At 70.2% G+C, this 14,264-nt stretch carries 13 protein-coding genes; 8 read left to right on the top strand and 5 right to left on the bottom strand.

What is annotated here, in order from left to right; translation table 11 throughout:
- The first annotated feature begins 72 nt into the window (after positions 1-72).
- Complete coding sequence (locus ABZ382_RS08455) at positions 73-1,023, top strand: FkbM family methyltransferase (protein WP_357085742.1); 951 nt, start codon at positions 73-75, stop codon at positions 1,021-1,023.
- Between the two features lie 109 nt (positions 1,024-1,132).
- Positions 1,133-1,786 (top strand): TetR/AcrR family transcriptional regulator, encoded by a 654-nt coding sequence (locus ABZ382_RS08450; RefSeq protein ID WP_357085740.1) that lies wholly within the window; start codon positions 1,133-1,135, stop codon positions 1,784-1,786.
- On the opposite strand, the gene ABZ382_RS08445 is transcribed toward ABZ382_RS08450, so the two are convergent.
- Together ABZ382_RS08445 and ABZ382_RS08440 are read right to left on the bottom strand one after the other, a co-directional pair.
- Positions 1,787-2,485: a glyoxalase gene (locus ABZ382_RS08445; RefSeq protein ID WP_357085738.1), complete on the bottom strand. Its 699-nt coding sequence runs from the start codon at positions 2,483-2,485 to the stop codon at positions 1,787-1,789.
- Between the two features lie 87 nt (positions 2,486-2,572).
- Positions 2,573-3,157 (bottom strand): TetR/AcrR family transcriptional regulator, encoded by a 585-nt coding sequence (locus tag ABZ382_RS08440; protein WP_357085736.1) that lies wholly within the window; start codon positions 3,155-3,157, stop codon positions 2,573-2,575.
- A gap of 92 nt (positions 3,158-3,249) precedes the next feature.
- Between ABZ382_RS08440 and ABZ382_RS08435 the strand changes: the two genes are divergently transcribed.
- Both ABZ382_RS08435 and ABZ382_RS08430 read left to right on the top strand, forming a co-directional pair.
- Positions 3,250-3,990 carry an alpha/beta hydrolase gene (locus tag ABZ382_RS08435; protein WP_357085734.1) on the top strand — a complete coding sequence of 247 codons (741 nt, stop codon included), beginning with the start codon at positions 3,250-3,252 and terminating at the stop codon, positions 3,988-3,990.
- A 9-nt stretch (positions 3,991-3,999) separates the two neighbouring features.
- Positions 4,000-4,380 carry a PPOX class F420-dependent oxidoreductase gene (locus ABZ382_RS08430; protein WP_357085732.1) on the top strand — a complete coding sequence of 127 codons (381 nt, stop codon included), beginning with the start codon at positions 4,000-4,002 and terminating at the stop codon, positions 4,378-4,380.
- Between the two features lie 75 nt (positions 4,381-4,455).
- Here the strand turns inward: ABZ382_RS08430 and ABZ382_RS08425 are convergent, their stop codons facing one another.
- Together ABZ382_RS08425 and cobN are read right to left on the bottom strand one after the other, a co-directional pair.
- On the bottom strand, positions 4,456-4,995 hold the full coding sequence (locus ABZ382_RS08425; protein ID WP_357085730.1) for a hypothetical protein: 540 nt from the start codon (positions 4,993-4,995) through the stop codon (positions 4,456-4,458).
- Between the two features lie 306 nt (positions 4,996-5,301).
- A complete protein-coding gene (gene cobN / locus ABZ382_RS08420) occupies positions 5,302-8,937 on the bottom strand; it encodes a cobaltochelatase subunit CobN (RefSeq protein WP_357085728.1) in 3,636 nt (1,211 codons plus the stop codon).
- Between the two features lie 343 nt (positions 8,938-9,280).
- Here cobN and ABZ382_RS08415 point away from each other — a divergent pair, with 343 nt between their 5' ends.
- The 3 genes from ABZ382_RS08415 to ABZ382_RS08405 all read left to right on the top strand — a co-directional run bounded on the left by ABZ382_RS08415 (position 9,281) and on the right by ABZ382_RS08405 (position 11,366).
- On the top strand, positions 9,281-9,511 hold the full coding sequence (locus ABZ382_RS08415) for a hypothetical protein (protein WP_357085727.1): 231 nt from the start codon (positions 9,281-9,283) through the stop codon (positions 9,509-9,511).
- Between the two features lie 197 nt (positions 9,512-9,708).
- The gene (gene cobG, locus ABZ382_RS08410) at positions 9,709-10,917 is read left to right on the top strand and encodes a precorrin-3B synthase (RefSeq protein WP_357085946.1); all 1,209 of its coding nucleotides are present in this window, start codon (positions 9,709-9,711) and stop codon (positions 10,915-10,917) included.
- Between the two features lie 11 nt (positions 10,918-10,928).
- Positions 10,929-11,366, top strand: coding sequence for a VOC family protein (locus ABZ382_RS08405; protein ID WP_357085725.1), 438 nt, complete (start codon positions 10,929-10,931; stop codon positions 11,364-11,366).
- A gap of 16 nt (positions 11,367-11,382) precedes the next feature.
- Here the strand turns inward: ABZ382_RS08405 and ABZ382_RS08400 are convergent, their stop codons facing one another.
- Entirely contained in the window at positions 11,383-12,843 is a 1,461-nt protein-coding gene (locus ABZ382_RS08400) for a DUF6345 domain-containing protein (RefSeq protein ID WP_357085723.1), read from the bottom strand.
- 411 nt (positions 12,844-13,254) lie between these two features.
- Between ABZ382_RS08400 and ABZ382_RS08395 the strand changes: the two genes are divergently transcribed.
- Complete coding sequence (locus ABZ382_RS08395; protein WP_357085721.1) at positions 13,255-14,223, top strand: AraC family transcriptional regulator; 969 nt, start codon at positions 13,255-13,257, stop codon at positions 14,221-14,223.
- The last annotated feature ends 41 nt before the right edge of the window (positions 14,224-14,264 follow it).

Below are 14,264 nucleotides of genomic sequence, written 5' to 3'. Positions count from 1 at the left end.
CCCCGCCCTGCCGTCCCGAGACCCCGCTGATCGAGCGTCACACCCGGATCACCCACTCGGACAGGAGATGTCATGAATCTCGCCGACCTACGCTCGGACGCCGATCGCGCCTTCGGCGTCGGCACGCCGCGGGTACTGGCGTGCGAAGCCCTCGGCACGATCCGCGATATGGGTATCGCGGCCCACTCGGCGCGCGGCGGCAGCCGGGTTCGCGCCCCGCTCTGGATGGCTCGCCGGTTCCTCGGCGGGGCGGGCACACCGCTCGCCGGCGACGAGCTGATCGCCCTGCGGTTCGCCACGCCACGCGGCGATGTGCCGATCATGGTGCGCCGCAATCAGAGTGACCTGCTCATCCTCTGGCAGATCTTCCTGCACCGCTACTACGAGCTCGACCAGGTCTATGCCCTCGACTCGGAGATCGACGTCCTCGACACCGTCGTCGACCTCGGCGGCAACACCGGGCAGGCCGCCGCCTACTTCACCGCCCGCTATCGGCCGCGGCAGCTGCTGACGGTGGAGCCGATCGCCGAGAGCCGCCAGGTGCTGCGGCGCAATCGGTCCCTGTCGGGTCTGGACTGGATCGTGGAGGATTGCGCGGTGGCCGGCGCGGCGGGTGAGCTGGAGTTCGCCGTCAGCGCGTTCTGGGACACCTGCACCGCCGTTCCCGAGGTATACGAACTGCGGCGCGCTCGCCCGTGGCGGCTGGAGAACCACCTCGCTCGCCCGCCGCGCACCCTGCCCGCACGCACGGTGGATGAGCTGCTGGACAATCACGGTCTCGACCACGTCGACCTGTTGAAGGTCGACGTCGAGGGCAGCGAGGTCGACATCTTCGCCGCACCGCAGCCGTGGATGGACACCGTCGACCGCATCGTGCTCGAGATCCACGACAAGTACATCGACGGCGACATCGTTCGAAGCACCATGAAGCAAGCCGGGTTCCACCGCATCGCTCCCCGCCGTCCCGATCCGGCCGGGTTCAACCCCGTGGAGCTGTACTGGCGCGACGGACTTCCCGAATGATCGGTACCGCGCCCGGGCGATCGACCTCGGCGGGCGCGGCGCTGGGGGATCACACGGTCGTCCCCCGGCCGGTGAGCGGTCGAAACACGCTCTGGGCGATACTCGTTCGATGGGTATCGACGAGCGAGCGGCAGGTGATGCGCGCGGCACCGCCGCGGTCGCGCAGCAGGAGCTCACCCAGCGCCGCTTCCCCGAGGGCCAGCGCCGCATCTTCCTGGCCGCCATCGACGCCTTCGCCGAACGCGGCTTCCACGCCACCACCACCCGCGACATCGCCGCCCGGGCGGGTCTGAGCCCGGCCGGGCTGTATGTGCACTTCGGTTCCAAAGAGGAAGTCCTCTACCGCATCTCGCTGTCGTCGATGCGGCTGACCGAGCAGGTCGCCACCACCGCGGCCTCCGGTGCGGGCACCGTGGCCGACCGGCTCGCCGCCGTGGTGCGCGACCTGACGGTCTGGCACGCCGAGCATGCCGCCTCGGTCCGGGTGGTCCTGCATCACCTCACCGACCTCACCGCCGAGCACCGCGCGGAGGTCACCGACCTCCAGCTCGCCATCCACCGCTTGGTCCGCGACCTGGTGGCCCGCGGGGTCGGCGAGGGCGTGTTCGATGTCGCCGACACCCACGCCGCGACCTTGGCGCTCATGTCGCTGTGCGTGGACACCTCCCGCTGGTACCACGGCGACTACCGCCGCACCCCCGACGAGATCGGGGCCGACTACGCGGCCGTCGCCCTGCGGATAGTCGGCGCCCGACCCGCCTGATCACTGCCCGGCGGCGGCGATCGCGTCCAGGTCTCCCGCCACCGCCGCACGATCGGCGTCGGACAGTCCCAATCCCTCGATCTCGGCCAGCAGTCCGGCCACGCGCCCGGCTTCGCCTGCGACAGCGGCGATTTCGGCGAGCATCGCCAGCGCCCGGGCCCGGTCGACCGGCGGTGCGGTGGCGGCGTGGCGGCGCAGACCGGTTTCGAGGACGCGGACCGCGGTGGCGTCGTCGTTCTTCGAGTCCCGGAAGATGCGTGCGTTGTCGAGCACCCGGGCCAGGCCGTCGAACTGTGCCGAGCCGCCGTATTCGGGGTCGGGTTCGTCGCGCTGGATGTAGATGACGGTGTTGCCGACCGGATCCACGACGGTGAAACGGGTCTGCCCGGGGCGGAATCGGGTGATGCGCGGGGCGCCGCGCCCGGGCACCCTGCCGTAACGGGCACGCAGCGCGGCCTTGAATTCCGCGTGCCACGGCTCGACCTCGTCCACGAGCACCAGACAGCTCACATGGGCTCCTTCCGCGGACAGATCCTTCGGTGTGGGCCCGAAATGCAGCTGGAACCCGTCGCGTTCGACGACTCCGTAGGTGTAGGGCCGGGTCATCTCGTAGGTGACGGTGTATCCCAGTGTCCGGTAGAAATCCAGCGTCGCGGGTAGCTCGCCACCCCAGAGCATCGGAACCGAAACTGCCGCCATCGCGCGCCTCCTCGTGCTGTCCGGGTCGTCGCAAACCAACCTACGGATCGGGGCGCGCACGCGCCTATGACCCGGCGCCGCGCCCGGTCAGCCCGCCCCGGGCAGCCCGTCCACCACGAGATCGACCGCGCCGGACAGATATTCGGGTGTCAGCGGCTGGCCGCGCAGCAGCAGCCGGAACCAGATGGCCCCGGCCAGCAGATCCATGATGGCCGCGGGATCGCAGCCGGGGTCGAGTTCGCCGCGCGCCACGGCCCGCTCGAACACCGGCTGCTCGCGGCCGAGGCGTTCGGCGAAGAACGCGGACCCGACCGCCGCCAGCTGCGGCCGCCGGGACGCGGCGGCCAGTACCTCGGTCGCCACGGGCGCGGTCGAGGGGTCGGTGAGCAGTCCGGCGATGGCCCGGGCCAGGCCCAGCAGATCGCCGCGCAGGCTGCCGGTGTCCGGCATCGGGAAGCTCAGCAGGTCGGAGTCGGTGAGCGCCGCGGCCAGCAGCGCGTCCTTGGCGGGCCACCACCGGTAGAGCGTGGTCTTGTTCACCCCGGATCGTGCGGCCACCGCCTCCATGGTGAGGCCGTCATATCCCTTGTCCGCCAGCAGTTCCAGGGTCGCGGCGAAGATCGCGGCCGCCTGCCGCGGCGCGCCCGCGCTTCGCCGTTCCGGTGTCGTCACCCCACCAAAATACAACACAACGTTGCGTTGCGAACCGAACCGTGGTGATATTGCAACGCAACGTAGCGTTGCATTCGAGTCGGGAGGACGTCATGACGACAACACCGATCCTGCTGGTCCACGGCATTCGCTTGAGTTCCGCCTGCTGGGGACTGGTCAGCGAACATCTCACCCCGCGGCACCCGGTGCTGGCCATCGATCTGCCCGGGCACGGCGGCCGACGCGGCGAGCGATTCACCCTGCCGGGCGCGATCGACGCCGTGCGCGCGGGGATCGATCAACTCGGCGGCCAGGCGGTGGTCGTGGGCCATTCGCTGGGCGGCCAGGTCTCGATCGCGGCCGCCGCGGCGCACCCGGAGCGGGTGACAGGATTGGTCGTCGCGGGCGCGAGCGTGACTCCGAGCCGCGCCCTCGCGACTCCGTTCCTGCTCATGCACCGCGCCTTGACCGCCCGCCCCGACGGCGGAAAGGCCTTCAGCGAGCGGGTCTTCGACCGGGTGCTGCCGCCCCGCGTCGCCGCCGACATCGCGCGCGGCGGTATCGCGACCGAGGCCATTCCCGATGTGATGGCCGCCCTCATCACCTTCGATCCCCTGGCCGCACTGGCCGCGTATCCCGGTCCGGTGCGCCTGATCAACGGCGGCCACGACCACTTCCGGCTCGGCGAACAGCGCTTCCTGCACGCCGCCCCCGACGCCCGAGTGCTGGTCGTGCCGCGTTCCGGGCACTATCTCCCGCTCACCCACGGTCCGGCCTTCGCCGACCTGGTCGCCGATTTCGCCGCCTCGCGGGACCTCGTGCGCCTGGGAGCGTCCGGCGGCCAGACCGGATAGGCTGCGGGCGTGGACAACCCGTTCGGGCCTGTGGGCACCGCGAGCTACGTCAACCTGACCACCTACAAGAAGGACGGCACCGCGGTGGCGACGCCGCTGTGGGCCGCGCTCGACGGCGGCCGCCTCTACGTGTGGACGGTCACCGACAGCTGGAAGGTCAAGCGCATCCGGCGCAATCCCGATGTGACGCTGCAACCCTGCGATGTGCGCGGCAAGACGCACGGCGAGATCGTGAAGGGGCGCGCGACCGTGCTCGACGACGCGGGCAGCGACCGCGTGCGCGATCTCATCAAGCGCAAGTACGGGATCCTGGGCTGGCTGACCATCACGGGCAGCAAGCTGCGCCGCGGCAATGCGGGCACCATCGGCATCGAGATCCTTCCGGCATAAGCGCATTCACGCCACGTCGCCGAACCGACCGGTCCGGCGACGTGGTTTCGCGCTACTTGATTCGGGATCAGGCGATCAGGGCTGGTCGTTCGCGATGATCGCGCCGATCAAACCGCCGACACCGCAACCGATCACGGCGCCGACCACGAAGAAGAAGACGCCGATCACGGCCCCGACGATGCAGCCGATGAGCGCCCCGGCGACGACCGATCCGGCATTGGCCACGTTCTGCAACGCCACGACATCACCGTTGGGTGCGGCGACATCGGCCGGATTCGCCGGGCGCACCGTCAATTCGGTGGCGTCGGCGTTCACCTCGGGGACGACGGTGACGGTGCGGTCGGCGGCCTGGTAGACCAGCGGCAGCGCCGCGAGGGTCTCCCCCGAGGGCGCGATGATGTTCACCGCGCCGCCGGCGAGCTCGAAATGACCCGAGGCCAGCGTGGTGGTGACCGCGCTGCGGTCCTGGGCCAGGGAGATGGAGTAGTCGACACCCCGGTCCGCCCCGCTGATTCCCGGTGCCGCGACAGCGGGTTCGCCGTGGGCGGTCACCGTGGCCACGCACAGCGCGGCGACGGACAGCAGAGCGGTGGCGGCGATCTTGGCGATTCTCATGATGGTTCCCTACGTCGAGGGACCGATTCACCGCATGACCGAGTGAACGTCCGTACCATCATGGGACGTCGTGATCTACGACTCGGACGCACACACGCGGACCGCAGTGAATCGGGGATTCCCCACTTCGAATTATTCGGTCCGGCAGTATGACTCGCATATCACCGGAGGCCCCGCCGCTTCCCCGAGCCCGACGCCGGGTCCGGTTCTCATACTCCTCTTACGAACCGGCGGTGGGAACCCCCCTGTACCGGGGTTGTCCGCTGCTGTCCTGCGGGCCACCCCGGTCCGGGTACGCGAAATCGCCTACTCCAGTTCGCCTTCGGTCTCCAGGTAGACCTGCCGCAGCCGGTCCAGGGTGGCGGTGTCGGGCTGCTCCCACAGCTTCCGCTCCGCCGCCTCCAGCAAACGTTCCGCGATACCGTGCAGCGCCCAGGGATTGGACTGCTCCATGAACTTGCGGTTGGTCTCGTCGAAAACGTAGGACTCGGCCAGCTTTTCGTACATCCAGTCGGCGACCACATTGGTGGTGGCGTCGTAGCCGAACAGGTAGTCGACGGTGGCGGCCATCTCGAACGCGCCCTTGTAGCCGTGCCGGCGCATGGCCTCGATCCAGCGCGGGTTCACCACGCGTGCCCGGAACACCCGGGTGGTCTCCTCCGACAGGGTGCGGGTGCGCACCGCGTCCGGGCGGGTGCTGTCGCCGATGTAGGCCTCGGGGTTCGAGCCGGTGAACGCGCGCACCGCGGCCACCATGCCGCCGTGGTACTGGAAGTAGTCGTCGGAGTCGGCGATGTCGTGTTCGCGGGTGTCGGTGTTCTTGGCCGCCACCGCGATTCGCTTGTAGGCGGTCCGCATGTCGTCGGCTGCGGGCGCGCCGTCGAGGTCGCGGCCGTAGGCGAAGCCGCCCCACGCGGTGTACACCCGGGCCAGGTCGTCGTCGGTGCGCCAGCTCTTGGAGTCGATGAGCTGCAGCAGGCCCGCCCCGTAGGTGCCGGGCTTGGAGCCGAAAATGCGTGTGGTGGCGCGCCGTTCGTCGCCGTGCTCGGCCAGGTCGGCCTGGGCGTGGGCGCGCACGTAGTTCCGGTCGGCGGGCTCGTCGAGTCCGGCGGCCAGGCGCACCGCGTCGTCGAGCAGGGCCAGCACGTGCGGGAAGGCGTCGCGGAAGAAGCCGCTGATCCGCACGGTCACGTCGATGCGCGGACGGCCCAGCTCCTCGAGCTCGATGGCCTCCAGGCGGGTCACGCGGCGGCTGGCCTCGTCCCACACCGGCCGTACGCCCAACAGCGCGAACACCTCGGCGATATCGTCGCCGGAGGTGCGCATGGCCGAGGTGCCCCACACCGACAGGCCCACCGACCGCGGGTACTCGCCGTGGTCGGCCAGGTAGCGGGCCAGCAGCGAATCCGCCATGGCCTGACCGGTTTCCCAGGCCAGCCGCGACGGCACCGCCTTCGGGTCGACGGAGTAGAAGTTACGGCCCGTGGGCAGCACGTTGATCAGACCGCGCAGCGGCGAACCACTCGGTCCGGCCGGAATGAAACCGCCATTCAGCGCGTGCAGGATGCGGGCGACCTCGACACCGGTCTGCCGCAGTCGCGGCACCACCTCGGTGGCGGCGAAGCCCAGCACCCGGCGGGTCTCGGCCAGGCGCGCGGCGGCGTCGGTGAGGCCCGCGGCCGCGGCGAGCTCCCCGCCGAACACGGCCTCGGTCACCGCGTCGATGGACTCGGCGTCCCAGTCGACTTCCTGCATGCCCGAGACCAGTTCGCGCGCCAGCTGTTCGAAGGCGTCCACCCGGTCGCGCTTCTCGTCACCGGATTCGCTGAGCCCCAGCGCCTCTCGCAGGCCCGGCACATTGACCTCGCCGCCCCACAGCTGGCGGGCGCGCAGCATGGCCAGCACCAGGTCCACCTCGGCCTCCCCCGCCGGGGCCTGGCCGAGCACGTGCAGGCCGTCGCGGATCTGCACGTCCTTGATCTCACACAGCCACCCGTCGACGTGCAGCAGCATGTCGTCGAAGACCTCTTCGTCCGGGCGTTCGGTGAGCCCGAGGTCGTGGTCCATCTTGGCCGCGCGCATGAGCGTCCAGATCTGCTGGCGAATCGCGGGCAGCTTGGCCGGGTCGAGCGCGGAGATATTGGCGTGCTCGTCGAGCAACTGCTCGAGCCGCGAGATGTCGCCGTAGGTCTCGGCGCGCGCCATCGGCGGGATCAGGTGGTCGACCAGGGTGGCGTGGGCGCGGCGCTTGGCCTGCGTGCCCTCACCCGGGTCGTTGACCAGGAACGGGTAGATCAGCGGCAGATCGCCGAGCGCGGCGTCGGTGCCGCAGGAGGCGGACATGCCGAGGGTCTTGCCGGGCAGCCACTCCAGGTTACCGTGCTTGCCCAGGTGCACCACGGCGTCGGCGGCGAAGCCCTCCGCGGCGGCCAGCCAGCGGTAGGCGGCCAGATAGTGGTGGCTCGGCGGCAGGTCCGGGTCGTGGTAGATGGCGACCGGGTTCTCGCCGAAACCGCGCGGCGGCTGCACGATCAGCACCACATTGCCGAAACGCAAGGCGGCGATGACGATCTCACCCTTGGGGTCGGCGGAGCGGTCCACGTACAGCTCGCCCGGCGGCGGCCCCCACGCCTCGACGACCGCCTCGCGCAGGTCCTCGGGCAGGGTCTCGAACCAGCTGGTGTAGAGGTCCGCGCCGATGCGAATCGGGTTGCCCTCCAGCTGTTCCTGGCTCAGCCAGTCCGGATCCTGCCCGCCCGCGGCGATGAGCGCGTGGATCAGGGCATCACCGTCGGCGGCCTCCAGGCCGGGGATCTCGCCGGGCGCACCGAGGTCGTAACCGGCCTCGCGCATCTCGGTGAGCAGCCGGATGGCGCTGGCCGGGGTGTCCAGGCCGACGGCGTTGCCGATGCGGGCGTGCTTGGTCGGATACGCCGACAGCACGATCGCGACCTTCTTGCGGTCGGCAGGGATGTGGCGCAGCCGCGCGTAGCGCACCGCGATGCCCGCCACCCGGGCCGAGCGCTCGGCGTCGGGCACGTACGACGACAGCCCGTCCGCGTCGAACTCCTTGAACGAGAACGGGACCGTGATGATGCGGCCGTCGAACTCCGGCACCGCCACCTGGGTGGCCACGTCCAGCGGCGACAGGCCGTCGTCATTGGCCTCCCACTGCTCGCGGCCGCTGGTCAGGCACAGGCCCTGCAGGATCGGCACATCCAGGTCCGCGAGCGCGCCGACGTCCCAGGCCTCGTCGTCGCCGCCGGCCGAGGCGGTGGCGGGCTTGGTGCCGCCCGCCGCGAGCACGGTCACCACCAGAGCGTCGGCGGTGCCGAGCGCGGCGAGCAGCTCCGGCTCCGCGGTACGCAGCGAGGCGCAGTAGATCGGCAGCGCGCGAGCGCCCTTGGCCTCGATGGCGGTGCACAGCGCGTCGATGTAGGCGGTGTTCCCGGCCAGATGCTGGGCGCGGTAGTAGACCACGGCCACGGTCGGCGCGTCGTCCGGGACCGGGCAGGACTGGCGTTCCAGCTCACCCCAGCTCGGCATCTCGACCGGCGGCTCGAACCCCTCGCCGGTGAGCAGCACCGTGTCGGACAGGAAGTTGTGCAGCTGCAGCAGGTTTCGCGGGCCGCCCGCGGCCAGGTAGTTGTGGGCGTCGGCCGCGACGCCGCCGGGCACGGTCGAGCACTCCATCAGCTCGGCGTCGGGCGCGATCTCACCACCGAGGGCGACCACCGGAATTCCGCTGGCGCGCACCGTCTCGAGGCCCTCCTCCCAGGCCCGCTTGCCGCCCAGTACGCGCACGATCACCAGCGACACACCGTTCAGCAGGACCGGCAGATCCTCCGGCAGCAGCCGGGCCGGATTGGCCAGCCGGTAGGCGGCGCCGCTGGCGCGCGCGCTCAGCAGATCGGTGTCGGAGGTGGACAGCAACAGGATCAAGGGTCTCGGCCTTCCTAGGGTGACGCGCCCAGCACGGTTCGGCGCTCGCCGGGAAGGTCTGACTGTCACAGCGGCGCGACCGCACCGGAATTGCACCGGCTTTCTTCCGTTCGACGAGCTCGCCGATGCTATCGTGCCGCCGTCGCGGGCCCGATATCGCGCCCGCGTCGCCGGGTGCGGGCACCGATCACAGTGCGGCTAAAGCTGGCTCACGCCCCTGGGGAACCGACCGGTCGGCGCGTACGCTGCCCGTATGCCACTCACTCCAGGATGGGTCAGGCGGAACCGCTTTGCTGCCTGGTCGGGATACTTTTGCGTACTGGTTGCCTTCGCAACGCTGGCCATGGCTCTCACGGCCGCCGGCTCCGGTCATTCGCAGTGGGCGCTCATCGCAGGGGTCATCTGCGCATCGACCGTCCTGTTCGGCCTCACGGTCATGAGCACCACCGTGCACCGCGACCACGCCGACCACCACAACGTCCCCAGCCTGCTCAACGACACCTGGGAAACCACGCCCGCCTTCGCCCGCCGCCGCGGGGCGCCGGCGGCCATCGAACCGCACCGTGCGGGCTGAACCGCCCGGCGAATCGACCGATCCGGCAACCGGACTCCGGGACTCCCCCGTCCCGGAGTCTTTTTTTGCTTTCTGTCCCGCCATGCCGAAGACACATAGTTAGATTGCAATATCTCCAAATGCAGATAGGCGTAGAGGTGAACCAGACCTGGGCGGCCGTGCCCGGTCTCGGCATCCTCCGTACGCTGGGTGGCGTCATGACGCGAACCGATCCCGACTCCTGCCCGGGCGTGCTGCGCCTGCACGAAGCAGCCGATGGTCCCCTCGCCCGTATCCGGGTGCCCGGCGGACTCCTCTCCCCCGCCCAGCTCCAGGCCCTCGCGGCCGCGGCCGCCGACCTCGGCGACGGGAACATCGAGCTCACCTCCCGCGGGAACATCCAGTTCCGGCAGGTCCGCGACGCGGCCGCGCTCACCGACCGGCTCACCCAGGCGGGACTGCTGCCCAGCGCCACCCACGAGCGGGTGCGCAACATCATCGCCTCGCCGCTGTCGGGACGGGTCGGCGGCTGGACCGATGTGCATCCCCTGGTTCCGGCCCTCGACGAAGGACTGCGCGCACAACCGCGCTACGCCGGCCTGCCCGGCCGGGTCCTGTTCACCCTCGACGACGGCCGCGGCGATGTCAGCGGCCTGGGTGGCGACATCGGCGTGCACGCGCTCGACGAGCACACCTACGCACTCCTGTTGGCGGGCAAGGACTCCGGCCTCCGTCTCCCCGCCGACGCCGCGATCGACCTCATGCTCGCCGCCGCCGACGGCTTCCTCGACCTGCGCGACGGCCACTGGCGTCTGCACGAGATCCCCGACGGCGCGGCCCGGCTGGCCGACCGCCTCCGCACCGCCCACCCCGGTGTCGGACTCTCGGCCGACCTCATCGAAACGGCTGGGCCCCAGGACATTCCGATCGGCTGGATGACCCAGTCCAACGATCTGGTCGCCCTCGGCGCGGGCGTGCGCCTGGGCTCCCTGCCCGCCCGCACCGCCGAATTCCTCGCCGCCGCCGAGCGCCCGATCATCGTGACCCCGTGGCGCAGCCTGGTCCTCGCCGACCTCGAGGAATGGCCCGCCGAACAGGTGGTCCGGGTGCTGGCCCCCATGGGCCTGATCTTCGACACCGCCTCCCCGTGGCTCGAGGTCAGCGCCTGCGCCGGCATGCCCGGCTGCGCCAAGTCCCTCACCGACGTCCGCGCCGACGTCGCCGAGGCCGTCGACTCCGGCCGCGTTCTCCCCACGGGCGCACCGGGATTCGCCCGCGAGGGTCTCGACGCCGCCGATGTCGTGGTCGCCGGCCGCCAGCACTGGTCCGGCTGCGACCGCCGCTGCGGCCGCCCGAAGGGCGCGGTCACCGACGTCATCGCCACCACCGACGGCTATCGCATCACCCCCGCCGACTCCGCTCGGTAGCATCCGAGAGCATGGCCATCAGATTCGAGAACGTGGGCATCGCCGTGCGCGACATCGAAGCGACCATCGCGTTCTTCACCGACCTCGGGCTCACCGTCGTAGGCCGGGACACGGTCAGCGGTGAGTGGGCCGACACGGCCGTCGGCCTCGACGGCAACCACGCGAAGATCGCCATGCTCCAGACGCCGGACGGAAACGGCAGGCTCGAACTCTTCGAGTACATCCATCCCGACGCGATCGAGACCGAACCGACCCGCCCCAACGAGATCGGCATGCACCGCGTCTCGTTCTCCGTCGACGACATCGACGCCGCCCTCGCGATCGCCGCCAAGCACGGCTGCCATCCGCTGCGCGGCGTGGCGACCTACGCCGACATCTACAAGCTCACCTACGTCCGCGGCCCCAGCGGCATCATCGTGATGCTCGCCCAGGAGTTGACGCGGGACTGACCGCCGATCGACCGGGTCAGACGGTGACCTCGACGATGTCGCGGATCCGGAAGCGGCCGCCGGTGATCTCGATCGTCTGGCGGGCGACCAGGGCCGCGTCGTCGCGGTCGTAGCGGTAGCCGATCTCGCGGGAGTCGGGGACGACGGCGAGACGGGCACGGCCGCCGAGGCATTCGGCGCGGGCGGCGGTCGCCTCGGTCAGGGCCGTGCAGGCGTCGGTGTCGTCCGTGGTGGGCGGGTGGGCCGCTTCGGCTCCCAGGATCGGGACGGTGGTGTCGGAGATCGAGCAGAGTCGGCCGCTCGGGTCGAGGGTCAGGGTGAGCTGGCCGTCGCCGCCCGCGACGGCGGGGACACCGTCGTGGAGCTGGCGGTAGTGCAGGGTGTAGTCGGCCACCGCGGCCGCGACCGTATCGCCGTCACGGCTCGCGCCCGCGTGGAAGGTGGCCGACATTCCGGCCAGGGCGAGGTCGTGCCCGAGGTCCAGTTCTCGCAGGGCCCGGTCGGCGAGGTCGCGAATCTCCTCCGGGGTGCGGCCGTCGGCGCTGCGGTCCGGCTCGGCGTAGAACGCCTGGTAGCTGCCGTCGGGATGCATGACCAGCCGGGGTTCGAATTCGGCTCGCGCACACGACCCCTCGGTGACCGGCGACGCGGGCTCGGCGAGTACACCGCGCAACCCGTGCCGCTCGGCCAGCGCGGACACCGTGTCGGCGTCAGCGTTTCGACGGGCCAGGCGTAGTGACATCGGTTGGCGCGGAAGGGGAATGCTCAGGTCGACTTCGAGGGGGAACTGGCCCGCCCAGCGCCACCAGTACCAGTCGTCCGACACCGCGTCGCCGTGGAACAGCCGCTCGTTCCAGAGCCGGTCCTGCGCCTCACGATCGGTGGCGCCGCAGGCCGCCGACGACACCCGGTGGTTGTTGTGGAAGATCGACAGCGCCGCGTCCTGCCACGCCTGGCTGAACGATTTGCCGGCGTTCCATTCCTTGAAAAACCGTGTCCCCTGCTGATCGGTGTCGAAGGTGAGGCTGTCGAATCCGAACAGCATCCGCGCGCCCCGGTTCGGCGTGTGCCAGGTGCGGTAGGGGCTGTGCCCGAAGTTGGTGCGCAGCGATTCGCAGCCGTGCAGGAACAGGTAGCGCAGGCGCTGATCGCCGAATCCCATCCGGTCGGATTCGGCGTAGATGGTGTTGTCCCAGGTGCGGCCCATCGAGGTCAGGTACACGCCATTGCTCGTGGTGGTGCTGTGCGCGTAGTGGTAGAAGACCCGCACCGAGTCCATGCCGAGGCTGTCCTGCCAGTTGTCGTACTCCTGGTCGTACCGCCATTCCCGGACATCGTCGTCCTTGGCGTGGAAGTTGATGCCGTTGAACTTCGCGACGTAGTCGAGGAAGCCGCTCACGCACGCGTGCGGGTAGGTCAACGTGGCATCTTTCGGGTACACCTGCACCGACGCGCCGCCGTACATGTTGTCGGACATTGTCGAATGGTCACCGATGCCGAGCGCCCGGGCACGGGTACCGGACTACTCGATTCCCCCGCCGACCCGCGAGGCGGGCACGCCGGCGTCCCTCACCCTGCCCGCGCGGCGCATTCCGGATCCACCGGACCGGGGCTGGCGGGTGCCGGAGATCTGCCCCCCATCAGCAGACCGCCGGCACCGACCGGCCCCCGGGCGGGTCAGCCCAGCCCTGCCCGGGCGCGGTTGCGTCGAGCAACCGAGTGAACCCGCCGCCCGCGGGCCTCGTCGATCGCGAGCGGCGTTCCCGGTCGCCGACGACGGCGCGATCGACCGGAGGTTCGGCCAAAGACTATGGGCGCGTATAGATTCTGTTCCACCGGATTCGCGACGACCCGCTTCCGGATTCGCGACGGAAGAGGGGGTCGCCGGGTGTCCGAGCTCGTCGTGGTGAGCGATGCGACAACGGAGTTGTCGAAGCATGATCGGCCCGGATATTGGCGTGAGCAGGTGTCGGCGAACCAGGGCGGGGCGCGGGTCGCCTTCTCCGACTGGCCGAACTTCCATGGCGCACTGCGGGTTCAACGTCTGGCGAGCTTTCGGCTCGGCGACTTCCAGAATGTCGCCTTCGAATCGACCGGGATTTCGTACGAGCGCACCACGGCCGACGTCGATGCCGATGGTGACCGCAGCGCTAGGCTGCTCATCGCCCGTAGCGGACCGCTCGATATCGAGCAGCACGGCACTCGGGTGACATTGCGACCCGGTCAGATGGGTGTGGTCGATTGGGGACACCGCATGGTGCTCTCGCATGCCGACCATGTGCGGGGTTGGATCCTCAACATCCCCGCCGACGCGGTGCGGCTTCCCGAAGCCCCTGGCAGCCGCTCGCTTCTGGCGCTCGATACCCGTGACCCGCTGCTCGGTTCCGTGCTCGCGTTGACCGAACAACTCTCCCGCCACGGCGACTCCCTGACGCCCAGCCAATTCCTGCGGATCAGCACGCACTGGACGGGCCTGCTAGCCGCCGCCCTCGACGAACGCCGAGCCCCGGAGGACACGAAGTTCGCGGCTATTGCCCGGGATGCGCGTCTGTACATTCAACGATGCTCGGATGATCCGCGACTCACCGTGGATGCGGTGGCCGGGCATCTCGGCATCACCCGGCGCCAACTCGAGCGGGCGATGCGCGATTTCGGTACATCACCTCACAGCTACCTGCTCGCGACCCGCGTCGAACGGGCCGCGAAACGGTTGTCCGACCGCCGGAACGCCGGTCGGACGGTCGCGGATATCGCTTACGACAGTGGATTCGTCGCCTTGTCCGTCTTCACCAAGGCCTGCCGCGACCGATTCGGCGTGCCACCCGGTCGGCTACGGCCACGCGGCATCCCGACCTGAGCCGGCGGCCGGCCACGCGGGTGAGCCTGGCCGTCGGCGTC

This window comes from Nocardia sp. NPDC005825 (genome assembly GCF_040630175.1).
GTDB lineage: Bacteria > Actinomycetota > Actinomycetes > Mycobacteriales > Mycobacteriaceae > Nocardia.
This window is presented reverse-complemented; position numbering and strand designations above follow the sequence as displayed.

Bases quoted from the DNA above. Each gene is read 5' to 3' on its own strand.
- ABZ382_RS08450 (WP_357085740.1), top strand. From the start codon at position 1,133: ATGGGTATCGACGAGCGAGCGGCAGGTGATGCGCGCGGCACCGCCGCG.
- ABZ382_RS08415 (WP_357085727.1), top strand. From the start codon at position 9,281: ATGGCTCTCACGGCCGCCGGCTCCGGTCATTCGCAGTGGGCGCTCATC.
- ABZ382_RS08425 (WP_357085730.1), bottom strand. From the start codon at position 4,995: ATGAGAATCGCCAAGATCGCCGCCACCGCTCTGCTGTCCGTCGCCGCG.
- ABZ382_RS08405 (WP_357085725.1), top strand. From the start codon at position 10,929: ATGGCCATCAGATTCGAGAACGTGGGCATCGCCGTGCGCGACATCGAA.
- ABZ382_RS08455 (WP_357085742.1), top strand. From the start codon at position 73: ATGAATCTCGCCGACCTACGCTCGGACGCCGATCGCGCCTTCGGCGTC.
- ABZ382_RS08445 (WP_357085738.1), bottom strand. From the start codon at position 2,485: ATGGCGGCAGTTTCGGTTCCGATGCTCTGGGGTGGCGAGCTACCCGCG.
- ABZ382_RS08400 (WP_357085723.1), bottom strand. From the start codon at position 12,843: ATGTCCGACAACATGTACGGCGGCGCGTCGGTGCAGGTGTACCCGAAA.
- cobG (WP_357085946.1), top strand. From the start codon at position 9,709: ATGACGCGAACCGATCCCGACTCCTGCCCGGGCGTGCTGCGCCTGCAC.
- ABZ382_RS08435 (WP_357085734.1), top strand. From the start codon at position 3,250: ATGACGACAACACCGATCCTGCTGGTCCACGGCATTCGCTTGAGTTCC.